Origin of the sequence: Streptomyces eurocidicus, assembly GCF_002891295.1 — a bacterium.
Taxonomy (GTDB): Bacteria; Actinomycetota; Actinomycetes; order Streptomycetales; family Streptomycetaceae; genus Streptomyces; species Streptomyces eurocidicus.
Genome location: NZ_LGUI01000014.1, coordinates 96,565 through 121,131 on the forward strand (window position 1 = coordinate 96,565; position 24,567 = coordinate 121,131).

The following is a 24,567-nucleotide window of genomic DNA, read 5'->3' on the forward strand; positions in this document are numbered from 1 at the left end:
CCTCTCAGCCCGGTTCCGGGCAACAACTCAGCCCGTCTGGGGGCACCTCCCAGCGGTAGCTGGGGGAGATTGAGGACCGGGGTCCGGGGCAGAGCCCCGTTCGGGAAGGGGCGGGTAGGGGAACAAGCCCGCCGCAGGCGCACCCCCACCGGTAGGGACACCCCCACCCCACCCCGGGGGCCCACCGGATGGCTCCCCCGCCACCCCACCCCGCACCGTGGAAGGACAGCCATCCGCCCACCCACCGAGAAGGGATCCCCATGCGATCCCCGCGCCGCCCCGCCCTCCTGCTCGCCCTCACCCTCGCCTTGACCACCCTGGGCACACTGACCGCGACAGCCGCGCCCACCACCACCGACCCCGACCCCAACCCCGTCCCCACCCTCACCCGCATCGCCCACCCCCTCCGTACCACCGAACCCAACGGCCCCACCGGCGATCTCCAGCCGCTCGGGCGCATGATCGGTGACGCCAAGGTCGTCGGGCTCGGCGAGGCCACTCACAGTTCGCACGAGTTCTTCGCCAACAAGCACCGCGTCCTGCGCCATCTCGTGGAGGAGAAGGGGTTCACCGCCTTCGCCCTGGAGGCGAACTGGAGCTCAGGGCTGCGGATCGACGACTACGTCGTCCACGGCAAGGGCGACATCCGGAAGATCATGCGAGAGGAGTTCCAGGACGCGTACCGCCTGTGGAACACCCGTGAGTACCTGGACCTGTTCGAGTGGATGCGCGCGTACAACGCACAGCACTCGCGGAAGATCCACTTCGTGGGCAACGACGCCGCCTACGCGGGACCGGAGCCCTTCGACCGGGTGACGGACTACGTCCGCGCGCACCACCCCGCGCTGCTGCCCCGTCTCACCGAGCTGTACCGGGCGCAGCGGCCCGTGCCCGGTGCCGGCGTGGCCGACGCCATGCAGGGCATGCTCAAGCGCCCGCTCGCCGAACGGCGCGCCATGGCCGCCGACGCGCGCACCGCCCTCGGTCTGCTGGAAGAGCGGCGGCCGGACGGCGACCGGCGGGAGTTCGAGCTCGCCGTGCAGCACGCGCGGGCGATCTCACAGGCGGCCGGGATGTACCGCTTCGACATGGAGGACCCGAAGGGCGTCGCCGACACCATGCGCTACCGGGACGAGGTGATGGCCGCCAACACCGCCTGGTGGCACGAGCGGACGGGTGCCAAGGTCGTGCTGTCGGCGCACAACGCCCATGTCTCGTACGTGTCCGACGACCCGAAGGACTACCCGCGGATGCAGGGCGCGTTCCTGCGGGACCGGCTGGGGCGCGATTACGTCAACGTACGGCTGACGTTCGACCGGGGCTCGTTCAACGCGATGGACGACAAGGGCCGCACCCGGGTGGTGACGCTGGATCCGGCGCGCCCCGGCAGCAACGAGCACACCCTCGACCGGGTGCCCTACCGCGACTACGCGCTGGACATGCGGACCGCGCCCGCCCCGGCCCGGAAGTGGCTGGAAGAGGCACGGCCCACGCGCAACATCGGTACGTCCTACCCCGAGCCGGACCGGATGACGGCGCTGGCGTCCTCGTACGACATCCTCATCCACCTGCACCGTGTCCGGGAGGCCGGGCTGCTGGCCCCCTAGCGGCAAACCTGCCCCACACGGAAGCGTGAACACTCTGAAGAAGGCTGGACAGGCCCTCTTGACAGCGGGACGATGCGCGCACAGCGGACCGCCTCAAGGGGGACTTGCCATGGCGGGCATGAGTGTCGAGCCGTACTGGGAGCTGACGTTCGACGCCGACGGGGACGCCCGGCCGGGTGACCGCGACGCACTGATACGCGGGTCCGCGCGGACGGGTCTGACCGATCTGGTGGTGTTCGCACACGGTTGGAACAACGAGCGGTCGACGGCCACCCGGCTGTACGACCGCTTCTTCGCGCCGTTCCCGGGCCTGCTCGGCGGGGCCGGGGAGGCCGGCGGGGCGCGAGTGGGCTACGCGGGGGTGTTCTGGCCGTCGATGCGCTTCGCCGACGAGCCCGTCCCGGACTTCCCGGAGGGCCGGGTGGCGGCCGGGTGCCCGCCCGTGCTCGACCCGGACACCCGGCGGGCGCTGATCGAGATCCTGCCCTGCCCGGAGGCGGTGGCCGACCGGCTGGCCGAGCTGCTGGCGGACAGGCCGGAGGACCGGGCCTCCCTCGACGAGTTCGTGGGCCTCGCCCGCGGGCTGGCCGACACGGCGCACGAGGAGCACGGCGGCGACCTCGGGGACGTCCCCGGCGACACCCTGCCCGCCATGCTCACCGACGACGCCCGGCGGGTGTGCGAGAGCTTCACGGCGGCCCTGGCGAGCGTGGGCGCCCTGCCGCCCGAGCTGTTCGGGGGCGGGCCGAAGAAGCTCTGGCACGGCGCCCACGAGCTGCTCCGCCAGACCTCGTACTACACGATGAAGCGACGCGCCGGCACGGTCGGGCAGGCGGGGCTGGGGCCGCTGCTCGGCGAGCTCGCCCGGTCCGCCCCCGGCCTGCGGGTGCATCTGGCGGGGCACAGCTTCGGCGCGCGCCTGGTGTCGTTCGCGCTGCGCGGGCTGCCGGCGGACACGGCGTGCGTCGCCTCGCTGACCCTGCTCCAGGGCGCCTTCTCGCACTACGCGTTCGCGCCCCGGCTGCCGTTCGCCTCGGACCGCGGCGGCGCCCTCGGCGGGCTGCACCGCCGGGTGCGGGGCCCGGTGGTGTGCTGCCACTCGCGCCACGACACGGCGCTGGGCGTCCTCTATCCGCTCGCGTCCCGGATGTCCGGGGACGACGGCTCGCTGCTGGGTCTGGACGACTCCCGGTGGGGCGCGCTCGGGCACGGCGGCATCCGGGCGGTCGGCGGCTGCGCGCGGCTCTCCCTGCGGGAGGCGCTGGGCGGCGGGCTGCCGGCGGACGGCTGCGTGAACGTCGACGCGTCGGCGGTGGTCGCGCGCGGCGGGCCGCCGTCGGGCGCGCACAGCGACATCTGCCACCCGGAACTGGCGCGGACCGTCCTGCTGGCGGGGCGGCTCGTCCGCTGACCGAAGCCCGCCGGTGTGTGCGAGCTCTCCACATCTGTGCGCGACTTCGGGGTAGCAGAGCGGAGGCGGCCGCGTGGCGCGCCGACGGGATCCGGCCACGAGGGATCCGAATCGCGGCGCGTTACGTCCCTTCCATGTCGGTCCGAGTCCGCGCAGTCGGAGGTGGGATGCAGTGGCAGGTTTCAGAGCACTCGCACGAGAGGTGCGCAATCCACGGAACACCATCGCCTTGCGGCGGACCTCCCTGCGCAAGTGCCTCGAACGCTTCGCACCGTACGGGCACCGGGCGACCTGGCACCACCTGTGCGCCCTCGCGGGGCTCGCCCCCGACGACCGGGCCCCCGACCCGGCCCTGCTGATCGCCGCCCTGACCGAGCTGGAGGAGGCCCGCGCGGTCTGGCTGGCCTACGAGGCGTCCTTCGCCGACCGCCGCAAGCGCGAGAAGCACGACGGCATCCGGCAGCCCAGCGCCCTGGACGACTGGCACCGCAACACCTGGGGCGGCTGTGACATCGTGCCCTGTGTGAGCCCCACGGTCTTCCCGGCCCCGCGGCTGGCCGATGTGCTGCGCCGGGTGATCTCCGCGATGGAGGCGGGCCCCGGTGACGCCTGCCCGGTGTGCTCCCAGGAGCGGCTCGAATGGCGCTGCGATCTGGAGCGGTATCCGATGGAGGGCCCCGTCTGCGCGGACTGCGGCATCGTGGTGCCGGTGCCCGCGCTCTCCCGCGGGGCGCTGATCGCGGCCCGGCGCCGCGCGTTCGCCGACCGGTACGCGGCCGTGTGAGCCGGCCGCCGGGAAAGGGGGGTGACCGCCGCCCGGTCGCGGTGCGAGGATGCCCGCGCACGGCGACATCGGGCGACGAGAAGGCGGACGGCATGACTCAGCTGCACGATCTGACCGCGTTGGAGCAGGGGGCGGCCATCAGGGCGGGGAAGATCTCCCCCGTCGAGCTGACCGAGCACTACCTGGACCGGGTGGAGCGCCTGGACGCCTCCCTGGGAGCGTTCGTCACCGTCACCCCCGAGATCGCCCGCAAGCAGGCGGCCGACGCCGAGAGCGAGGCGGCGGCCGCCCGCCGGGAGGGGCGGGCGCTGTCCCCGCTGCACGGCGTGCCGGTGCCCGTGAAGGACCTCCACCACGTGGCCGGGGTCCGGTGCACGATGGGTTCGGCGACGCTGACCGACCATGTGCCGACCGTGGACGACCATGTGGTGCGGCGTCTGAGGGACGCGGGAACGATCCTGCTCGGCAAGACCAACACCCCGGAGTTCGGGCTGCCCCCGCACACGGAGAACGACGTCGCGCCGCCCGCCCGTACGCCCTGGGACCTCGACCGGTCGGCGGGCGGTTCGAGCGGCGGTGCGGCGGCCGCGGTCGCGGCGGGCCTCGCGCCGCTGGCGCACGCCAGCGACGGCGGCGGGTCCATCCGCATCCCCGCGTCGGCGTGCGGCCTCTTCGGCATCAAGCCCAGCCGGGGCAGGGTGAGTTCCGGGCCGATCCTGCACGACGTCACCGGACTCACCACCTCCGGGCCGCTGGCCCGTACGGTCGCGGACGCGGCGGCGCTCCTGGACGTCCTCGCGGGGACGGAACCCGGTGATCCGTACGCCGCGCCCTCGCTGCCGCCGGGCGGGACGTTCGCGGCCGCGGCGCGGCGGGCGCCCGGGGCACTGCGGGTCGCCGTGTTCACCCGGCCCCCGGTACCGGGCGCCCGGGCGCACCCCGAGTGCGTCCGGGCCGCGGAGGAGACGGCCGTGCTGCTGCGGGAGCTCGGCCACACGGTCGAGGAGGTGGCGCTGCCGGACGACCCGACCCTGGGCGAGGCGTTCAGCCGCGTCTGGGAGGTGCTGTCCACGATGCGGCCGGTGCCGGAGGAGCGCGAGGAGCTCCTGCTTCCGTTGACCCGCATGCTGCGGGAGCGGGGGCGGCGGGTCGGCGGCCCGGAGTTCGCCACCGCCCTGTACCAGCTGCGCGCGGTGACCCAGCTGATCGCCGACGGGCTCCAGGCGCCGGGCTCCGGTTACGACGTGCTGCTGTCCCCGACGCTGGCGACCCCGCCGATGCCGGTGGGCGGGCTGCGTGACGACGGGGACCCGGAGGGGGAGTTCGCCGCCCTGCTCCGGTTCACGCCCTTCACCCCGGTCTACAACGCGACCGGGCAGCCGGCGGTGAGCCTGCCGTTGCACTGGACCGCGGAGGGGCTGCCGATCGGGGTCATGCTGGGTGGCCGGTACGGCGCGGAGACGACGCTGATCTCGCTGTCGGCGCAGCTGGAGGAGGCCAGGCCCTGGGCGGGCCGCCGTCCGGCGATGTGGTGACGCGCCGGGCGGCCCCCGGTGACCGGGACCGCCCGTACGCGGCCCGTACGCCGCTCAGGCGCGCCGCTCGACCAGGAGCCGCGAGCCGCTGCCGAACTGGCCGATGCGGTCGTCCGGGTTGGACAGCACACAGCCCTCCAGCGACAGGCATCCGCAGCCGATGCAGCTGTCCAGGTGGTCCCTCAGCCGTCCCAGCTGCTGGATCCTGGCGTCCAGTTCGCCCCGCCACGCCTCGGAGAGCCGCGCCCAGTCCTCGTGGTTGGGCGTGCGCTCGTCGGGCAGCTCGGCGAGCGCCTCCCGGATGGTGGCGAGCGGGATGCCGACGCGCTGCGCGGCCCGGATGAAGGCGACCCGGCGCAGGGTGTCGCGGTCGAAGCGGCGCTGGTTGCCGGCCGTGCGGCGGCTGCTGATCAGGCCCTTCGACTCGTAGAAGTGCAGTGCGGAGACCGCCGCGCCGCTGCGCGCGGACAGCTGGCCGACGGTGAGTTCCTGGACATCGATCGAAATCTGCGGCACGTCACGACCTTACGTCAGGGCGCGCGGTGGCCGACCATGCGCAGCACGAGGTCGGCGTAGAGGTCGCCCACCTCGTCCGGGGTGCGCTTGCCCTCCGCGTTGAACCAGCGGGCGACGTCGATGCACAGGGAGAGGACGGCGAGGGTGGTGCCGGTGACGTCGGGCACGGCGAAGTCGCCGGAGGCGACACCGTCCTCGATGACGCCCCGGATGGCCGCGTCCGTCTCGCGCCGCAGCCCGACGATCTCGGCGTAGTGCTCCTCGCCGAGCGCCCCGAGCTCGTACTGCACGACGCGGGCCGTGGTGTGGTGCTCCGCGTGCCAGCGGACGAAGGCGCGTACGGCGTCGGCGAGGCGGGTGGCGGGGTCGCTGCCGGGTCGCTGCGCGCCCCGGAGGAGGTCGAGGGCGAGCCGGTGGCCGATGGCGCTGATCCGGTAGAGGAGGTCTTCCTTGGTCCGGTAGTGGATGTAGAGCGCGGCGGGGCTCATGCCGGCCCGGCCGGCGATGTCCCGGGTGGTGGTGGCGTGGTAGCCGCGCTCGGCGAAGGCCGCGACGGCGGCGGTCACCAGCCGTCGCGCGGCGTCCGGCGTGACGTCGGCCCACTCCTCGGTACGCTTCGGCTCCGCGCCCATCCCACGCCCCGCTCTCCCGGCCCGCCACGGGCCCTCCGCCCGCGCGACGAACACCATACCCCGGCCTGAGCAAGCGCTTAGCCGCCGTGTCCGGCCGGGCCGGACGGCGCGCGTACGCCCCGGCCGGCGCGGGCATGCATACGGGACGGGTCCGGCGCGGGCGGCGCGGCGGGACGGGGAGGCGGGGCGGGGAGGCACGATGTCCGACGGTGGCCGGCACCCCGCTTCCCGCGCGCTGCCGTTCGCGGCGGCCGCGCTCACCGCGACGGCGGCGCTGTACATGGCGCTGGTCGCGTTCGGCAACATCACGGACTTCGGCACCAACCAGGAGTTCGTCCGGCACGTCCTGGCGATGGACACGACGTTCCGGGACGAGGACCTGATGTGGCGGGCGGTCACGGACCGGTGGATCCAGGACGCCGCCTATGTCGCCGTCATCGTCTGGGAGACGCTCACCGCGCTGGCGTTGCTCGCCGGGGCGGCCCTGTGGGTGCCCGGGCTGCTGGCGCGCACGGGCCCGCCGCGCGGGTTCGGCGCGGCGCGGCGGGTCAGCACGCTGGGGCTGGTCATGATGCTGCTGTTGTTCGGGATGGGGTTCCTCGCGATCGGCGGCGAGTGGTTCGCGATGTGGCAGTCCGCGAAGTGGAACGGCCTCGCGGCCGCCGCGCGCGACGTCACGCTGGGCGGTTTCGCGCTCGTGGTGGTCCTGCTGCCCTCGCCGGAGGGACGGGACGGGCCGGACCGCTGAGCGGGCGGGCCGGGTCCGTCCGGCGGAGGCTCAGGGCCCGCGGGACGACCACAGGCCGTCAGGGCTGCGGGAAGACCACCAGGGAGCGCCCGCCGCGCCCCGCCAGCATCGCGTCGAAGGCGGCCGGGACGCCGTCGAGCCCGATGCGGTCGGTCACCAGCGCGGAGAGGTCGAAGCGCCCGGCGCGCACATGCCCGGCGATCACGGGGAGGTCCCTCGCCGGGTCGCTGTTGCCGTAGACGCAGCCCGCGAGCGTACGCCCGAAGTGGAACAGCTCCAGGGCGGAGAAGACGACCCGCTGGTCCCGGCCGCCGATGCCGACGACCGTGGTGCGCCCGCCCCGGCGGGTGGAGGACCACGCCGTGCGGATCGTCTCCGCGCGGCCCACGCACTCGACGGCCACGTCGGCGCCGTGGCCGCCGGTGAGCGCGCGGACGGCCTTCGCGGTGTCACCGCCGGAGCCCGCGACGAGGAAGTCGGTGGCCCCGGCCGCGCGGGCCAGTTCCTCCTTCTCCGGCGAGACGTCCACGGCCACGATCGCCCCGGCGCCCGCGATGCGCGCCGACTGGATCGTGGCGAGCCCGACGCCGCCGACGCCGTACACCGCGACGCTCTCGCCGGCGCGGACCCGGGCGCTGTGGTGCACGGCGCCGTAGCCGGTGAGGACGGCGCACCCGAGCAGCGCCGCCTCGGCGAGCGGCACCCCGTCCGGCAGGGGCAGCACGGCGTTCGCCCGGACGACGGTCTCCTCGGCGAAGACCGCGGTGCCCAGCGCCGGGTGGAGCGGGGTGCCGTCGGCGGCCAGCGTGGCGTACGGGGTGGTGGTGGCCCGGGCGGCGTCGGCGCACAGCCAGGGCTCGCCGAGCCCGCAGAAGTGACAGCCGCCGCAGGAGGGCGCCCAGTTGAGGATCACCCGGTCGCCGGGCGCCACGTTCCCGACCCCTTCGCCGACGGCGGTGACGGTGCCCGCCCCCTCGTGGCCGAGGACGGCCGGTACGGGCTGCCGCAGCGTGCCGTCGGACAGGGAGAGGTCGGAGTGGCACACCCCGGCGGCGGCCAGGGCGATCCGCACCTGGCCGGGGCCGGGCGCGGGCAGATCGATCTCGGTCGTCCGCGGGGGCTCGCCCACGGCTGTCAGTACCACGGCGCGGACCATGTCGGTCCCTTCTCCTGCGGGGGCGGGGGCGGGGGCACCCTCAGTACCGGGTGCGCCGGGAAACCGTCAGAACTGGAGCGACTTGGTGTGCAGGTACTCCGCCAGGCCGTGCGGGCCCATCTCGCGGCCGACGCCCGACTGCTTGTGGCCGCCGAAGGGCGCGAGGAGGTTGAAGCCACCACCGTTGATGTCGACCTGGCCGGTGTCCATACGGCGGGCGAAGGCCACGGCCGTGGCCTCGTCGGCGGCCCAGACGGCGCCGCCCAGGCCGTAGACGGTGTCGTTGGCGAGGTGGGCGGCCTCGTCCTCGTCGGTGTACTTGATGAAGGTGAGGACCGGGCCGAAGATCTCCTCCCGGGCGATCGTCATCTCCGGGGTGACGTCGGCGAAGACGGTCGGGCGGACGAAGTAGCCCTTCTCCCGGCCCTCGGGGGCCTCGGCGCCGCCGGCGACGAGCCGCGCGCCCTCCGCGACGCCCTTCGCGATGTAGTCGCGGACCCGGGCGTGCTGCCGGGCGTTGATCACCGGGCCCATGCGGACCTCGGGGTCGGCCGGGTCGCCGGGCACGTAGGCGGCGACGGCGGCGGCCGCGAGGGCGACGGCCTCCTCGTACCGGTCCTCGTGGACGAGCGTGCGCGTCAGGGCGTTGCAGGACTGCCCGGTGTTGCGGCAGACGTCGGCGACGTTGGCGGCGACGGCCTTCTCCAGGTCCGCGCCGGGGAGGATGACGTTCGCGGACTTGCCGCCCAGTTCGAGCGCGACGCGCTTGACCGCGCCGCCCGCGATCGCGCCGATCCGCTTGCCCACGGCGGTCGAGCCGGTGAAGGAGACCAGGTCGACGCCGGGGTGCTCGGCGAGCGCCTGGCCGGCGACCGGGCCGAGGCCGGTGACCAGGTTGAAGACCCCCGCCGGGAGGCCCGCGGCGTGCACGCACTCCGCGAACAGCTGCGCGGTGAGCGGGGTGTCCTCGGCGGGCTTGAGGACGAGGGTGCAGCCTGCCGCCAGTGCCGGGGCGACCTTGGCGACGATCTGGTGGAGCGGGTAGTTCCAGGGGGTGATGGCGCCGACGACGCCGACCGGCACGTGCAGCACGGTCGAATTGCCGAGCCGCTCCTCGAAGGGGTACGTGGCGGCGAGCTCGGCGTAGGAACCGGCGACGGCGATCGGCAGGCCGGTGTGCACCCGGCGGGCGAAACCGGCGGGCGAGCCGAGTTCGGCGGTGACGGTGGCCGCGATCTCGTCCGCGCGGGCCGCGAGCGCGTCGCGCAGCGCGATCAGGTGCTCGGCCCGCCGGGCGGGCGGGGTGGCGGACCAGCCGGGCAGCGCGGCGCGGGCGGCGCGCACGGCGGCGTCGACGTCCGCCGCGGTGCCGGCCGGGACGGTGCCGATGACCTGCTCGTCGGCCGGGTTCACGACCTCGATCGTGTCGGTGCCGGCGGCGGGCCGCCAGCCTCCGTCGATGTACATGCCGTCGTGCGCGATCACTGGCCATCTCCTTGCGGTGTCGGTCCCCGGGGCCCTGCCGGACCCCGAACCCCCGTGCCGTCTCAACCTAATGGGGATGACCGGGACACACCAGAGGCATCCGTTCCGGTACGGCCGGTAACAGGTCGGCGCCGACGCGCGGCCCGCCGACGCTGATCCATTGACGCGCCCGGCGCGGAATCCTACGGTCTCCCATAGGAATCCATCGGCGCTGGGAGCACGCGATGAGCGACACGGGCAACGGACACGCGCGGACGCCGGCCGGGGAGCCGGCGTATCTGTCCGGGTTCGGCAACGAGCACAGCAGCGAGGCGGTACCCGGCGCGCTTCCGGAGGGCCGGAACTCGCCGCAGCGGGCCCCGCTCGGGCTCTACGCCGAGCAGCTGAGCGGCACCGCCTTCACCGAGCCCCGGCGGAACAACCGGCGGTCGTGGCTCTACCGGATCCGGCCGTCCGCCGCCCACCCGCCCTTCACCCGGACCGTCAACGGCGCCCTCGGCGGCGCGCCCTTCGCCGACGCCGTGCCCGACCCCAACCGGCTGCGCTGGGACCCGCTGCCCGAGCCGGCCGAGGGCACCGACTTCGTGACCGGCCTGTGGACCCTGGGCGGCAACGGCGACGTCACCCAGCGCTCGGGCATGGCCGTGCACCTGTACACCGCCAACGCCTCGATGACGGACCGGGTGTTCAGCGACTCCGACGGCGAGCTGCTGATCGTCCCCGAGCACGGCGCGCTGCTGCTGCGCACGGAGTTCGGCCTGCTGCGCGCCGCGCCGGGGGAGGTCGCGCTGATCCCGCGCGGGGTGCGGTTCCGGGTGGAGCTGCCGGACGGCACCGCGCGAGGCTACGTCTGCGAGAACTACGGCCAGCCCTTCGTCCTCCCCGACCTCGGGCCGATCGGCGCCAACGGCCTGGCCAACGCCCGGGACTTCCGCGCGCCGGTCGCGGCCTACGAGGACGTGGAGCGCCCGGTCGAGGTGGTCAACAAGTTCTGCGGGAACCTCTGGGCGGCCACCTACGACCACTCGCCGCTGGACGTCGTCGCCTGGCACGGCAACCTCGTGCCGTACGTCTACGACCTGCGCCGTTTCAATGTGATCGGCTCGGTCAGCTACGACCACCCGGACCCGTCCATCTTCACCGTGCTCACCTCACCCTCGGACACCCCGGGGCTGGCGGGCGTCGACTTCGTGGTGTTCGCGCCGCGCTGGCTGGTGGGCGAGGACACCTTCCGGCCGCCGTACTTCCACCGGAACGTGATGAGCGAGTACATGGGCCTGATCGAGGGGGCGTACGACGCCAAGGCCGCCGGCAAGGGGGGCTTCGTGCCCGGCGGCGGCTCGCTGCACAACATGATGTCCGCGCACGGGCCCGACCGGGAGACCTTCGACAAGGCGAGCGCCGCGGAGCTGAAGCCGCACAAGGTGGACGACGGCCTCGCCTTCATGTTCGAGACCCGTTGGCCGATCACGGTGACGGAGCAGGCCCGGACCGCCCGCCACCTGCAGGCGCGCTACGACGGGGTGTGGCAGGGTCTGGAGCGCCATTTCCGCCAGTGAGGGAGTTTCCGTGACCACCTTCGCCCCCGACTCCCTCGCGCTCAACCGCAAGCTGCCGCTGTGGTACCAGGTGTCCCAGTCGCTGCGCGCCTCCATACTCGGGCGCCGCGCCGGCGACCCCTTGCGGCTGCCCACGGAGGACGCCCTCGCCGCGCACTACGGCGTCAGCGTCCTGACCATGCGACAGGCCCTCAAGGAGCTGGAGGCGGAGGGGCTGATCACCCGTCACCGGCGGCGCGGCACGTTCATCGAACCGAGCGCCCGCCGGGGCTCGCCGGTGCGGCTGCTCGGCTCGGTGGACACCATCGTGGCGCAGCAGTCCGGGGAACGCACGGAGATCCTGGAGCACGGCCCGGAGCGGATCCCGGCGGAGCTGGCCGAGCACTTCCCGGACCTGGCGGAGGCGGTGTCCTACCGGCGGCTGCGCAGCGACGGGGCGACGGGCGAGCCGACGAACTGGGCGGAGAACCTGGTGCGCCCCGAGCTCGCCGGGCGCATCGACCTCGCGGACCTCACCCGCTGGCCGATGACGAAGGTGCTGCGCGACGCCGTGGGCGTGACGATCAGCCGGATCACGGACACCGTGGAGGCCCGTCTCGCGGACCCGGAGACGGCCAAGCTCCTCCAGGTGCCGCTGCTCAGCCCGATCCTGCACTACACCGGCATCACCTACGACGACCGCGGCCGGGCGGTGGACGTGGCCCGCATCCGCTACCGGGGCGACCGCTTCTCGTTCACGGTCACGCTCGACGCGCACTGAGCGCGGTGACGGGGGTTCGCTCCGGTCGGCGCGGGGCGGCCGGGGCCCGTCCCGGCCGAGGCCGTGACCGCGGCTCCGCCCGGACCGCCACGCGTCTCGGCTGCGCCGCCCACAGCGCGTACGCGAAACAGCGCAGGGCATTCGGACCGAGACCGTAGACGGGCGACATCAGACGAAGCAGCCGGGAATGGCGGGACATCGGGGCGTGCGTCGGCCCGGCGAGCGCCTGCATGCGGATCGGTGCGCCGGGCGCCCGGTGGCCCCGCGTCGGTCGAGCCGCACGGGGTCGCGGAAAATCCCCGGTCGTCACGTCACGGGGAGACGCCTTCGAGCCCCTCGGGGCACACGCGGCGTACGGAAGCGGGGATGACCGCTGTCGGCGCCGCTCACCGCCCGGTACGGGCGCGGCTCTGCCTGACGGCACGTCGGGAGGTGTCCGGGCGGCGAGCGGCGGAAATGATGCCTCGAAGCGGGAAGCCGACGGCGCCGTGCGACCGCCCCGGGGAGAGGGTGCGCGGCCGACGGCGCCGGTCCGGATCGGCGCGGCGGGCTCCGCGGTCCGGGTCGGGGGCCGGGTCAGCCGTGGTTGCCGAACAGCGAGCGGCGCAGCCTTCTCAAGGGGGCGAAGAGCGAGACCTTGGCGGTCCGGCCCTGCTTGGCACGCGTGTGGTCACGCGAGGTCAGCTCACGCATGAGCAGGGTCGCGCCCTCGGTCTCCCGCTGGGGGACGGCAGGGCCGCCCAGCACCGCGAGATGGCGGTCGAGCCGCGCGCTGGAGGCGCTGCTTTTGCAGTTGATGGCGGGCACTCGAGCCCGCCCGCGCATTGCTATCTGATCCATCGAAGTCTCCCCACCCGTACGAGGCACCCGGCCCAGGCAGGGTAACCCTACCGCCCCTTTCCGTCACCCACGCATCGGCGGTGCGGATTCACCGTTACGTCAAGGGCGTTGACGAACCTGGCGTGAACCTGCCGTCACTGTGGGCGAGTTGATCCGGGCCGGAATGCGGGTAACCGGGGGTGATCACGCTCCGTTGCGGTACATTCACCCGGAATCGCTCTCTTACGGGAGGGGGCCCGGCGATGAGCGGGGATTTCGGGGCTTCCGGGGACGGCCGGGGATCCCGGCTGGTGGCGGGCCGGTACCGGCTCGTGGACCGGCTGGGACAGGGCGGCATGGGCGTGGTGTGGCGGGCCCGTGACGAGCTGCTGGACCGCGAGGTGGCCGTGAAGGAGGTCCGCGCGCCGGCCGGTCTCCCCGGCCACGAGGTGGGCCTTCTCTACGCGCGGCTGGAGCGCGAGGGGCGCGCGGCGGCGCGGATCGCGCACCGCAACGTCGTCACGGTCCACGACGTGGCGACCGAGGACGGCCGCCCCTGGATCGTGATGGAGCTGGTCCCCGGCCTGTCGCTGGCCGATGTCCTGGAGGCGGAGGGGCAGCTCGCACCGGCGCGCGCGGCGCGCATCGGCGCGGAGGTCCTGGCCGCGCTCCGAGCCGCTCACGGGGTGGGCGTGTTGCACCGCGACGTGAAGCCCGGGAACGTCCTCGTCGCCAACGACGGCCGGGTGGTCCTCACCGACTTCGGCATCGCGACGGTGCCGGGGAACACCGCCCTGACGCGGACCGGCGAGCTGGTGGGCTCCCCCGAGTACCTCGCTCCGGAGCGCGCCCTCGGCCGCCCGCCCGGTACCGCCTCGGACCTCTGGTCGCTGGGGGTGACGCTGTACGCCGCGGTGGAGGGCTTCTCGCCGTTCCGCCAGGACACCCCGCTGAGCACGCTGCGGGCCGTGGTGGACCAGGTGTTCCCGCCGCCGCGCCGGGCGGGCGCCCTCACGCCCGTACTGGAAGGGCTGCTGCGCAAGGATCCGGCGGAGCGGCTCGGCGCGGCGGAGGCGGAGCGGATGCTGCGCGCCGTGGCGGCGGGCGCCCCCCCCGCCGCCCCCGCCCCGGACGTCCCGTACGCCCCGACCGTTCTCACCCGTCCCGCGTCCCCGGCGCCGGGCACGGCACACGCCGCCGGGGACGCGCCGCCCGGCCCCGGCACCACCGGCATCACCGGCCCGGTCGGCCCCGCGTCCCCGCCGGGTCCGGCCGGCGGGGGCCGCAAGCGGACCGGTCTTGTGGTGGCCGCCGCGGTCCTGGTCGCCGCCGCGCTGGCGAGCGGGTTGATATGGGCGCTCACCGGCGACGGCGGCTCGTCCGGCGACACCTCGTCCGGCGGCGGGGGCAAGGACGCCGGGGCCGGCGCGTCCCGGTCCGCCGGGGCCACCTCCGCCGACGGTTCGGTGCGGGTCGCGCTCGAGGCCGTGCGCGACCGCTACACCGGCCCCTGCCCGCCGCCGGAGGCGTCCGCGCCGGCCTTCTCCGCGACCGTCACCGCCGGACGGGTGCCGGTGGAGGTCACCTACCGCTGGGTGACGGGCAGCGGTAAAGTCACCGACGGCGACTGGCGAACCGAACGCTTCACCGAGCAGCGCACGACCGTACGGCACACGGAATCCGGGCGCCGCGCGTCGGACCCGGGCAAGGACTGGATCGCGGTCGAGATCAGGAGCCCCCAGCGACTGACCTCCTCTCCTGTCTCGTTCACGGTGGACTGCGGGAAGGCACCGACGGACGCCGCCTCACCACCGGCCTCGCCCTCACGCCCCGGCTCACCGAGCGGCCAGGGCAAGCCGTCGGCGTCGGCGGGCACGCCGTCGGGCGCGGCGCGTTCGGAAGGCGCGGACGGAGGTGCGACCTACGGCGGCACCGTGGGAGCGGGCCGCTCAGGCGGCTGAGGTGAAGACCGGCAGATAGCCGCCCGACTGCCCGTCGGCGTTGGGGTGGTAGGACTCGTCCACGGGCAGTGTCACGCTGTTGAGCCAGGGCTTGCCGGAGCAGATCTCGTGGCCGGTGAAGGTGGCGTTGATGTCGGCGTAGGCGAAGCCGTGGTCGGCGGCGCGCTTGGCGATGACGGTGTCGATGTGGTCGGCCGCGGCGTTGATGGCGGCGCGCTTCTTCTCGCTCAGCCCGCCCAGACAGCCACCGCCGAGATGGTAGAAGCGTGGATAGCCGATGACGACGACCCTGGCGGCGGGGGCCTTGGCGGAGATGGCGGAGTAAACCTTGTCCAGCTGCCCCGGCAGGGTACCGGCGATGTACGTACGCGCCTGCTGGATCCGGTCGAGGCAGACGCTGTCGCTGTTGAACACGCAGGTCGTCATGGTGTCGGCGAATCCGGCGTCGTTGCCGCCGACGCTGATGCTGACGAGTCCGGTGGAGGCGCCCAGCGGGCCGAGCTGGGCGCTCAGCACATCACCCGTACGAGCGCCCGAGCAGGCGGTGAAGGCGAAGCTCGACGGGGTGTGGGCCGCGGCCCACAGGGCGGGGTAGGACTTGGCGCTGCGCTTGCAGTCGCCGCTGTTCGCGTAGTAGCTGCCGGCGCCGACGCCCGAGGAGTAGGAGTCGCCGAGGGCCACGTAGCCGGTGGCCGCGGATCTCTGCGCCGCTCTCTCCGCGGCGTGCGCGGACCCGCCCGCACCGAGGGCGAGGGCGGCGGTCACAGCGAGCGCCGATACGGAACTCACGAACCAGGACAGTTTCATGGACTCTCCTTTACCAGGGTTTTCCGGTGTGTCCTGGATAGCAGCCACGGAAGGCTGCCGGAAGTGTCCATGTCAAAACAACAGGGAAAGGGAAGTGATCGACTTCGCGACGGGCGGGGTTTCTGACGAGGCGCCAGTTTTCCGCCGAAGTTCATTCGACGGAAAGACTCCGGTTCCACCCGGATGCAGTAACCGGAGCCTGTTTGCACGGCCTTCACATCTTGACGGGCCTCCGCCGATTGCGCGACATTGAAGGCTTCGGCATCCGGCGCTTCGGGGGGCAAAGTCGCCAATGCAGAGCTTCACAGATCCCACCGGTCTCACCGATCCCAATAGTCCGTCCGAACCTTCGATCGACGAATGCGGCGACACCGGGAGGAGACCGCCGGCCGGGGATTCCCTCCCGGTACTGGCGGGGGCCGCCGCGGCCATCGCGGGGACCGGTGCCGTGCTCGCGCTCGCCGACATCGGCTCAGCTCTGCGAGCACCGCTCACCCTGTTCTTCCTGATCGTCGCGCCCGCGTGCGCGGTGGGGGCCGCGCTGCGGGGACTCGACCCGCTCAGCCGCTCGGTGGTGGCGGTCGGCGGGGCCGTGGCCGTCGATCTGCTGATCGCGCAGACCATGCTCGCGCTGCACGTCTGGACGGTGCGGGGCGGTGTGGCCGCGGTCGCGGCCGTCAGCCTCCTTCTGTTCCTGCTGGCACACGCGCGGCGCCACCGGGGTCGCACGGAGAGAAGTCGGACGTCCTGAGGTGAACATCAGCGTGTACCGCCCGGGCGAGCTCACGGCAGCCGACCGGGCGGCATGGACAGCCCTGCAGTCACGTGCGGCGGCGGACGGCTCGCCGCAGCTCGCGAATCCTTTCCTCGCACCGGAGTTCGCCCTGGCCGTGGGCCGCTGCCGGGCCTCCGCCCGGATAGCGGTGGTCCGCGAGGAGGGCGAGCCGGTGGGCTTCTTCCCCTACCAGCGGACCCCGCTGGGCGTCGGCCGGGCGATAGGGCTCGGGGTCTCGGACGCACAGGGACTGGTGCACGGCCCCGGGTTCCAGTGGGACGCCCGCGAGCTGCTGCTCGCCTGCGGCCTGTCGGTATGGGAGTTCGACCACCTGGTGGAGGGCCAGAAGCCGTTCGAGGCGGGGGCCTCCGGCTCGTACGCCTCCCCCGTCGTCGACGTGGAGCAGGGCTTCGGCCCCTACCTCGCGACGCTGCGCAAGCAGTCGCCCAAGTTCACCCGCACCACGCTCGCCAAGGAGCGCCGGATGAGCCGGGACCTGGGCGAGGTGCGCTACGTCCACGACGAGCGCGATCCGGACGTGCTGCGCACCCTGGTCGGCTGGAAGTCGGCCCAGTACCGAAGAACGGGGCGCAGCGACCGCTTCGCGCGGCCCTGGATATCGCTCCTGGTCGAGCAGCTCTTCCACACCCGCACGGAGTCCTTCGCGGGGCTGCTCTCGGTCCTCTACGCCGGCGACCGCCCGCTCGCGGCCCACTTCGGGCTGCGCTCGCGGTCGGTGCTCGCCTGCTGGTTCCCGGCGTACGACCCGGCGTTCGCCAAGTACTCCCCCGGCCTGGTGCTGCACCTGCGGATGGCGGAGGGGGCCGCCGCGGCGGGCCTGGCCTATCTGGACCTCGGGCGCGGCGAGAAGGAGTACAAGGACTCGCTGAAGACCCGGGAGCTCAGCGTCTCGGAGGGCTGGGTGACCCGGCGTCATCCCGTCGCGCTGGGACACCGGATACGGCGCGCGCCGGTGCGGGCGCTGCGCAACACCGTGCTGGCCCGGCCGGAGCTCTTCGAGCCCGCGGACCGATTGCTGAAACGCATGGGGCGCATTCGCGAAGGCGGGTGAGGCGCATTGCGCCGTTAATGCGCCCCTAATGCGCCGTCAACGGCGCACAACGTCAACTGGACGTATGAATCGGGCGCAAAAAACACCCAAAGGAGGAGTCACCGCACCACCTCTTGCCATACAGTCTCAAGCATCAATACCGTCGTACATCCACCCGCATCGGCCCATCGGTAAGCGGCTCAAGGGGAGGGCTCAAGCGTCGCGATGGTGCCCGGGGCGGGAGCGCGGTGGGGGGTGCCGCGTTCGGTAGGACCACAGTCGCCGAGTCGCGTACCGCGCGGTCGGTAGCCGTTGCATCTCACCTTGTCCATGTGGTGATTCATGCCGCCCGGATCTGGGTGAGTACCCCCTTTTCGAACCGGATACGTCACCGGACCGCTCGGGGAGAGCGGTCCACCGGACGAGAGGGAAATCTTCCATCATGAGTTCCTTCCTGCGGCCCGCGGCCGATCAGGAGCCGGCGACGGCCGGCCCATATCGCCCGGTGAGCTCGCATTTCGCGATAGCGCCACCGGTGAGCGTGGTGATCCCGGCCATGAACGAGGCGGAGAACCTCCCGTACGTCTTCAAGACGCTGCCGGAGTGGATCCACGAGGTCGTCCTGGTCGACGGCAATTCCACGGACGACACCATCGGGGTGGCCCGCGCCCTGTGGCCGGGGGTCAAGGTCGTCCGGCAGCTCGGCAAGGGCAAGGGCGACGCCTTGATCACCGGCTTCGCGGCCTGCTCGGGCGAGATCATCGTGATGGTCGACGCCGACGGCTCCGCCGACGGCAACGAGATCGTCAGCTATGTCTCCGCGCTGGTCGGCGGCGCGGACTTCGCCAAGGGCTCCCGCTTCGCCAACGGGGGCGGCACGGACGACATGACGCCGATCCGCAAGCTCGGCAACCGCGTCCTGTGCTCCCTTGTCAACCACAAGTTCGGCGCCCGCTACACCGACCTGTGCTACGGCTACAACGCCTTCTGGAAGCGCTGCCTGGACGAGATCGCCCTGGACTGCGCCGGCTTCGAGGTGGAGACCCTGATGAACATCAGAGTCGTCAAGGCCGGACTGCGCGTCCAGGAGATCCCGAGCCATGAGTTCGTCCGCATCCACGGCGCGAGCAATCTGCGGGCCGTGCGCGACGGGCTGCGGGTCCTGAAGGTCATCCTGCGGGAGCACGGCGCCCGGCGCCGGCGCCGCCCGCAGCGGCTCGCCATCGCACCCGCCGCGAACCGCGGGGAAGTGTCTTGAGCACCACTTCCCCGCCGGGCGTGTCGGTCGTCATCTGCGTCTACACCGAGGACCGCTGGGGCGACATCCTCGCCTCGGTGGCCTCGGTGGCCGACCAGTCCCGGCCCGCGCTGGAGACCCTGGTGGTCGTCGACCACAACCCCGCCCTGCTGCGGCGGCTCGCCAAGCGGTTCGGGGACGACGGCGCCGGCGCGCCGGCCGACCGGGTCCGGGTGCTCGCCAACGCGGGCCCCCGCGGCCTGTCGGCCGGCCGCAACACCGGCATCGCCGCCTCCTCCGGCGAGGTGATCGCGTTCCTCGACGACGACGCGGTCGCCGAGCGGGACTGGCTGCGGCACTTCGCCGAGGCGTACGCCGACCCCCGGGTCATGGCGGTGGGCGGGCGCACCCAGCCCGTCTGGGAGTCCCGGCGGCGGCCCGCCTGGTTCCCGGAGGAGTTCGACTGGGTGGTGGGCTGCAGCTATCGCGGCCTGCCCCCGGGGCGGGTCCCGGTGCGCAACGTCCTCGGCGGCAACGCCTCCTTCCGCCGGTCCGCGTTCACCGTGGCCGGCGGCTTCGCCAGCGGCATCGGGCGGGACGGTGACCGGCTGCCGCTGGGCTGCGAGGAGACGGAGCTGTGCATCCGGCTCACCCGGGCGATGCCGGAGGCGGTGCTGCTGATCGACGACCGCGCGGTCATCCACCACCGGGTCCCGGCCGCCCGCGAGCGGTTCCGCTACTTCCGCACCCGCGCCTATGCCGAGGGCCTCTCCAAGGCCCTGGTGTCCCGGAGCGTGGGGGCGCGGGAGGGGCTGGCCACGGAGCGCCGCTACACCACGCGCGTGCTGCCCGCGGGCATCGCGCGCGGGGTGCGGGACGCCCTGCTCGGCCGGGCCGGCGGCGCGGGCCGGGCGGGGGCGATCGTGGCCGGCGTCGCGGCGGCCGCGGGGGGCTACGCCCTCGGCCGGATCCGTGCGTACCGGGGCGGAGGCCGGTACGCGATCGCGGGTGTCACAGGCGTGGCGGACGTCCCGGCGTCCGCCGTGCCCGACCCGCCGGGGCCGGAGGCCGGCCCATGAGCGTGGACCGTGTGCCGATACTGATGTACCACTCCGTGGCACACTCACCGTCCCGCGCCACCTACGGGCTGTCGGTGTCACCCGAGGCGTTCGCGGCCCAGATGCGGCTGCTGGCCGAGCGGCGGTTCACCCCGCTGACCGCCCAGCGGCTGGCGAAGGCGTGGCGCACCGGCTCCGGGCTGCCGGAGAAGCCGGTGCTGATCACGTTCGACGACGGCTACGAGGGCGTGCACCGGCACGCCCTCCCGACGCTCGTCGAGCACGGCTTCGCGGCGACGCTGTTCGCGTCCACCGGGTGGGTGCGCGGGGCGCACGAATCCGGTGGCGCGCTCGACCTCATGCTGAGCTGGGACCAGGTGCGGGAGCTGGCCGCGGCCGGGGTGGAGATCGGCGGGCACAGCCACTCCCACCCCCAGCTGGACCAGCTCACGGACGCCCAGCTGTGGTTCGAGGTCGCCCGGTGCCGGGAGATCCTGGCGGAGGAACTGGGCGAGCCGCCCGTGTCCTTCGCCTATCCCTACGGTTACTCCGACCGGCGGGTGCGGGACACCGTGCGCGCGGCCGGCTTCACGATATCCCTGGCCGTGGGCAACGCCCTCGCCGAGCGTCCCCAGGGCCCGTACGCCCTGGAGCGGGTGACCGTGCGCCGGTCCACCGGTCTCGGGGAGTTCGAACGGCTCGTCGAGGGCCGGGGCCTCGGCAGGCTCTTCGTCAGGGACCGGGTCCTGACGAAGGGGTACGCCGTCGTCCGCAGAACCCGACAGGTCGTCAGGAAGGCAAGCGAAGCCCGTGTCTGACACGTCCACCCGCGCCCAGGAACGGGAGACGGCGGGACCGGCCGGCCGCAGGCTGCGGCTGCCGGGGCGGGGCGGCGGAAATCCGCTGTTCCGCAACGCCTTCGCGCTGATGCTCAACACCGGCATCAGCGCCGTCCTCGGTGTGGGGTACTGGCTGATCGCCGCCCGCTACTACTCGACGGAGGCGGTCGGCCAGGGCTCCGCGGCCATCGCCGCGATGAAACTCCTGGCGGGCCTCGCCGCGGTCACCCTGACCGGGGCGCTGGCCCGCTTCATCCCCATCGCGGGCCGGACGACGGGCCGGCTCGTCTTCCGGACGTACGCCGGGAGTTCGCTGCTCGTCGCGCTCGCGGCGGGCTTCTTCCTGCTGACGCTCGATCTGTGGGGCCCGTCGTACGGCTTCCTGCACGGGGGGCTGCGCGGGTCCGTGTTCGTCCTCGCCGTCGTGGCCTGGTCCGTGCTCACCCTCCAGGACGGGGTGCTGACCGGGCTGCGCAGCGCGTTCTGGGTGCCCGTCGGCAACACGGTCTTCTCCGCGGCGAAGCTGGCGCTGCTGGTGGGGGTGGCGTCGGCGCTGCCGATGTCCGGGGTCTTCGTCTCCTGGGTCGTCTCGATCGCCGTGTCGGTGCTGCCGCTGGGCTGGCTGGTGTTCCGGAGGCTGGTGCGCCGCCATGTGGCGGCGACGGAGGCGACGGCCCGGCCGGCGTCCGCCCGGGAGATAGGGCGCTTCCTCGCCGGTGACTACACCGGCTCGCTGTTCTCGCTGGCCGTGGTCTATCTGGTGCCGGTGATCGTCGCCTCGCAGGTCAGCTCCACCGACAACGCCTTCTTCTACATCACCTCCACCATAGGTGGCACGGTGAACCTGCTGGCCATCAACATGGGCGCGTCGCTGACCGTCGAGGGCGCGCACGACCCGGAGCGGCTGGCGGAGAACTGCCGGGCGGCGCTGGGCCGGATGGCCCGGATCATGGTGCCGGTGTGCGTGCTGCTCTTCGTCCTCGCGCCGTACATCCTGGGGGTCTTCGGGCCGGGCTACGCCCACGCGGCGACGCCGCTGCTGCGGTGGTTCGCGGTCGGGGCGGCGCTCCGGGTGGTGATGGAGGTCTATTTCGCCGTGCTGCGGGCGCAGAGCCGGACGGCGGGCCTCGCCTATCTCCAGGGGCTGCTGTGTGTGCTGGTGCTGGGGCTGACGGTGGTGCTCCTGCCACGGATGGGGCTGACGGGCGCGGGGGTGGCGGAGATCGCCAGCCTTACGGTGATCGTCACCATCGCGGCGGTGAAGCTCCGTAACGTCCTCCGGCCCACGGCGGCGGCGAAGTTCGCGGGCCCCGCGGCGTACGCGCCGCATGTGGCCCCGGACGGCGATCTGGCGGACCTGGCGGACCGGGGCGACCGGCGGGACGGCCCCTCGGACGAAAGGCGGGAGGTCCGGCGCGGTATCGCGCGGGGGTTAGGGCGGGAGGCCGGGCCTCCCGCCGCCGGGCAGCGCGAGGGCGCCGGCTACGGCACGCGCTGGGCACTACGGGCGGCGCTGGACGCCGACACGATGCCGCTGGGCGTGCGGCTGGACTTCGACCACCTGGAGAGGCGCCCCGATCTCCGGCACACCCCGGAGGCGGTCACCCTGTCCCCCGCCGCGCAGCCACCCGTGTCCCCGGCCACTTCCGGCCCCGTCCCCGAGGAGAACCCTCCCGAGCGGGCCGCGCGGCCGAGCGCCGCACCGCCCGCGCCCGCCCAGGCGTCCGCCGTGGCCCCGCCCGAGGGTGAGGCGCCCCCGGCCGGGGAGCCCGTGGCCGCGGCGGCCGGAAGCGAGGCCCGGGCGCCGGGGCCGGTGGCCCGGTGGCGGCGGCCCGAGACCGGGGTCTGGGCGCTGCTGGCGGCGGCGCTGGCGCTGTACTGGGTACCGCTGGCGTCCATGGGCCCGGCGGACCTGGACGCCATGGGCGGGCTGGGTCTGGTGTCCGTCCTGCCGGTGGCGACGCTGCTGGGCGCGGCGCTGCTGGTGACCGCCTTCGCGGGCGCGCTACGGCTGGGCGAGCAGCGCCGGCCGCTGCTCGTGGCGGTGCTGCTGCTGACGGTGGTCTCCCTGCACGCCGTCCCGGCGGTGCTGGAGGACCAGCCCCGGTTCGCCACGGCCTGGCAGCACCTCGGCTTCCTGGACTTCATCGACCGGACGGGGGTCGCGGCGCCGGATCTCGACGCGCGCTGGAGCTGGCCCGGTTTCTTCGCCCTCGCCGCCTTCGCGGCCAAGGCGTGCGGGGTCGGCGATCTGTCCGAGGTGCTGCGCTGGTGGCCCACGGTCCTCCAGCTGCTCTGCCTGGCGCCGCTGGCGCTGCTGCTGCGGGCGGTGCGGGCCGGCTGGCGGGCGAAGTGGACGGCGGCCTGGCTGTTCGTCCTGTGCGGCTGGGTGGGGCAGGACTACTTCTCGCCGCAGGCGCTGAACTACTTCTTCTATCTGCTGTTCGTCGCCGTGCTGCTGGTCTGGTTCCGCTGGCCCAGGCAGCTGCGCGGAAAGCTGCTGCCCGGCGAGGCGGAGGTCGTGCCGGCCGGCCGCCGGGAGCGCGGGGCGCTGCTGGCGCTGCTGGTGGCGCTGTTCGCGGCCTCGGTCGTCAGTCATCAGCTCACGCCCTTCGTGATGCTGGGGGTGCTGACCGCGCTGGTCCTGGTGCGCCGCTGCACGCTGCGCGGGCTGCCCCTGCTGTGCGGCGTGATGCTGGCGGTGTGGGTGGGGTTCCTGGCGGAGCCCTATTGGTCGGGTCACTTCGACGAGCTGTTCGGCGGGCTGGGCTCGCTGGGCGGCAATGTCTCCTCGTCCGTGTCGGGCCGGATCGAGGGCGGCAGCGCCACCCACAAGCTGGTGCTCTACATCCGGGTGGCGCTGGCGGGCGGGGTGCTGGCCTGCGCCGCGCTCGGCTGGTGGCGCCGCCGCCGGTCGGGGACCGGCGACACGGCGCTGCTGGTGCTCACGGCGGTGCCCTTCCTCGCCTTCGGGATGCAGTCCTACGGCGGCGAGGTGGCGCTGCGCGTCTTCCTGTTCGCGCTGCCCGGTGCCTGTGTCCTCGCGGCGCTGGCCCTCTTCCCGCGCACCGGCCGACCGGGCGTGCGGGCCATGCGGGGCCCGGCGGTGGCGCTGGCGGCGGGGCTGGTGCTCGTCCTCGGCTTCCTGGTGGCCCGCTGGGGCAACGAGCCCTTCGAGCGCGTCCGCCCCGGCGAGGTCGCCGCCATGGACTATGTGTACGCCCACGACCGGCCGACCGTAAGGCTGCTGTGGATGAGCAGCGATCCCGTCAAGAGCGTCACCCCGGCCGTGCCGTGGGGCAGCCGTGACATGGAGCGGGTGAACTACCGTCCGACGCTCGCCCCGCGCGACCCGGCGCGGGTGGCCGACCTGGTCGGCGAGCTGCGGGCCGCCGGGCCGGGCTCGTATCTGATGGTCAACCGCGGGCAGTCGGTGTATCTGGAGTTCGACGCGGGTTACGCCCCGGGCTGGGACGGGCGGCTGCGCCGGGCCCTCGACGCCCGGCCGGAGCTCCACCGGGTGCTGACGAACGATGACGCGGTGCTGTACGAACTGAACGACCGGCCCACGGGCGACGTGCCCGAGCCGCGTCCCGGCCCGGCGGGTCCCCGGGTGACCTGGACGCCGGTGTCGGTCGCCGGGGCGCTCGCGGCGGCGGCGCTGCTGTTGCTGCTGACGGCGCGGGAGCTGGTGCGGGTCGTGGCGGGCCCCGGGGTGCGGCAGTTGCGGTGGCTGCAGAGCTCGTTCTGGTTCGCGCTGCCGCTGCTGGTGGTGCTGCTGGCCTCGCTGGTGCAGCGGTTCGCGACGATGTCGTAGGGCCCCGGTG

The 24,567-nt window shown here is 73.7% G+C and carries 20 protein-coding genes; 14 read left to right on the forward strand and 6 right to left on the reverse strand.

The window, feature by feature from the left end; all coding sequences use genetic code 11:
* Positions 1–260 precede the first annotated feature (260 nt).
* From AF335_RS32510 to AF335_RS32525, 4 genes are all read left to right on the forward strand, one after another.
* Positions 261–1,607, forward strand: coding sequence for an erythromycin esterase family protein (locus tag AF335_RS32510; protein ID WP_102922018.1), 1,347 nt, complete (start codon positions 261–263; stop codon positions 1,605–1,607).
* Positions 1,608–1,716: 109 nt separating this feature from the next.
* Positions 1,717–3,018 (forward strand): serine-threonine protein kinase, encoded by a 1,302-nt coding sequence (locus tag AF335_RS32515; RefSeq protein WP_184743609.1) that lies wholly within the window; start codon positions 1,717–1,719, stop codon positions 3,016–3,018.
* A gap of 172 nt (positions 3,019–3,190) precedes the next feature.
* Entirely contained in the window at positions 3,191–3,802 is a 612-nt protein-coding gene (locus AF335_RS32520) for a hypothetical protein (RefSeq protein WP_102922019.1), read from the forward strand.
* A gap of 92 nt (positions 3,803–3,894) precedes the next feature.
* On the forward strand, positions 3,895–5,337 hold the full coding sequence (locus tag AF335_RS32525) for an amidase (RefSeq protein ID WP_102922020.1): 1,443 nt from the start codon (positions 3,895–3,897) through the stop codon (positions 5,335–5,337).
* 54 nt (positions 5,338–5,391) lie between these two features.
* On the opposite strand, the gene soxR is transcribed toward AF335_RS32525, so the two are convergent.
* Positions 5,392–5,853, reverse strand: a complete 462-nt coding sequence (gene soxR / locus AF335_RS32530) for a redox-sensitive transcriptional activator SoxR (protein ID WP_102922021.1) — start codon at positions 5,851–5,853, stop codon at positions 5,392–5,394.
* 14 nt (positions 5,854–5,867) lie between these two features.
* Positions 5,868–6,485, reverse strand: coding sequence for a TetR/AcrR family transcriptional regulator (locus tag AF335_RS32535; RefSeq protein ID WP_102922022.1), 618 nt, complete (start codon positions 6,483–6,485; stop codon positions 5,868–5,870).
* A 199-nt stretch (positions 6,486–6,684) separates the two neighbouring features.
* Between AF335_RS32535 and AF335_RS32540 the strand changes: the two genes are divergently transcribed.
* Positions 6,685–7,233 (forward strand): DUF2165 domain-containing protein, encoded by a 549-nt coding sequence (locus tag AF335_RS32540; protein ID WP_102922023.1) that lies wholly within the window; start codon positions 6,685–6,687, stop codon positions 7,231–7,233.
* A gap of 58 nt (positions 7,234–7,291) precedes the next feature.
* On the opposite strand, the gene AF335_RS32545 is transcribed toward AF335_RS32540, so the two are convergent.
* A complete protein-coding gene (locus AF335_RS32545) occupies positions 7,292–8,389 on the reverse strand; it encodes a Zn-dependent alcohol dehydrogenase (protein ID WP_102922024.1) in 1,098 nt (365 codons plus the stop codon).
* Positions 8,390–8,455: 66 nt separating this feature from the next.
* Positions 8,456–9,874 carry an aldehyde dehydrogenase family protein gene (locus AF335_RS32550; protein WP_102922025.1) on the reverse strand — a complete coding sequence of 473 codons (1,419 nt, stop codon included), beginning with the start codon at positions 9,872–9,874 and terminating at the stop codon, positions 8,456–8,458.
* 224 nt (positions 9,875–10,098) lie between these two features.
* Between AF335_RS32550 and hmgA the strand changes: the two genes are divergently transcribed.
* Together hmgA and AF335_RS32560 are read left to right on the forward strand one after the other, a co-directional pair.
* The gene (gene hmgA, locus AF335_RS32555; protein WP_102922026.1) at positions 10,099–11,433 is read left to right on the forward strand and encodes a homogentisate 1,2-dioxygenase; all 1,335 of its coding nucleotides are present in this window, start codon (positions 10,099–10,101) and stop codon (positions 11,431–11,433) included.
* 10 nt (positions 11,434–11,443) lie between these two features.
* The gene (locus tag AF335_RS32560) at positions 11,444–12,193 is read left to right on the forward strand and encodes a GntR family transcriptional regulator (RefSeq protein ID WP_102922027.1); all 750 of its coding nucleotides are present in this window, start codon (positions 11,444–11,446) and stop codon (positions 12,191–12,193) included.
* Positions 12,194–12,769: 576 nt separating this feature from the next.
* On the opposite strand, the gene AF335_RS32565 is transcribed toward AF335_RS32560, so the two are convergent.
* Entirely contained in the window at positions 12,770–13,033 is a 264-nt protein-coding gene (locus tag AF335_RS32565; protein WP_102922028.1) for a hypothetical protein, read from the reverse strand.
* Between the two features lie 242 nt (positions 13,034–13,275).
* Between AF335_RS32565 and AF335_RS32570 the strand changes: the two genes are divergently transcribed.
* Entirely contained in the window at positions 13,276–14,973 is a 1,698-nt protein-coding gene (locus tag AF335_RS32570) for a serine/threonine-protein kinase (protein WP_102922029.1), read from the forward strand.
* On the opposite strand, the gene AF335_RS32575 is transcribed toward AF335_RS32570, so the two are convergent.
* Positions 14,962–15,780: an SGNH/GDSL hydrolase family protein gene (locus tag AF335_RS32575; protein WP_102922030.1), complete on the reverse strand. Its 819-nt coding sequence runs from the start codon at positions 15,778–15,780 to the stop codon at positions 14,962–14,964. The genes AF335_RS32570 and AF335_RS32575 overlap by 12 nt on opposite strands.
* Before the next feature lie 292 nt (positions 15,781–16,072).
* On the opposite strand from AF335_RS32575, the gene AF335_RS32580 reads away from it, so the two are divergent.
* The 6 genes from AF335_RS32580 (at position 16,073) to AF335_RS32605 (ending at position 24,557) form a co-directional block, all read left to right on the forward strand.
* Positions 16,073–16,531, forward strand: coding sequence for a hypothetical protein (locus AF335_RS32580; protein ID WP_102922031.1), 459 nt, complete (start codon positions 16,073–16,075; stop codon positions 16,529–16,531).
* A 1-nt stretch (position 16,532) separates the two neighbouring features.
* Positions 16,533–17,627: a GNAT family N-acetyltransferase gene (locus AF335_RS32585; RefSeq protein ID WP_102922032.1), complete on the forward strand. Its 1,095-nt coding sequence runs from the start codon at positions 16,533–16,535 to the stop codon at positions 17,625–17,627.
* 421 nt (positions 17,628–18,048) lie between these two features.
* Positions 18,049–18,864, forward strand: coding sequence for a glycosyltransferase family 2 protein (locus AF335_RS32590; protein WP_102922033.1), 816 nt, complete (start codon positions 18,049–18,051; stop codon positions 18,862–18,864).
* Entirely contained in the window at positions 18,861–19,922 is a 1,062-nt protein-coding gene (locus AF335_RS32595; RefSeq protein WP_102922034.1) for a glycosyltransferase family 2 protein, read from the forward strand. The genes AF335_RS32590 and AF335_RS32595 overlap by 4 nt, the downstream gene beginning before the upstream one ends.
* Complete coding sequence (locus tag AF335_RS32600) at positions 19,919–20,719, forward strand: polysaccharide deacetylase family protein (RefSeq protein ID WP_102922035.1); 801 nt, start codon at positions 19,919–19,921, stop codon at positions 20,717–20,719. Before AF335_RS32595 ends, AF335_RS32600 begins: the two co-directional genes overlap by 4 nt.
* Entirely contained in the window at positions 20,712–24,557 is a 3,846-nt protein-coding gene (locus tag AF335_RS32605) for a lipopolysaccharide biosynthesis protein (protein ID WP_102922036.1), read from the forward strand. The genes AF335_RS32600 and AF335_RS32605 overlap by 8 nt, the downstream gene beginning before the upstream one ends.
* Positions 24,558–24,567: the final 10 nt, after the last annotated feature.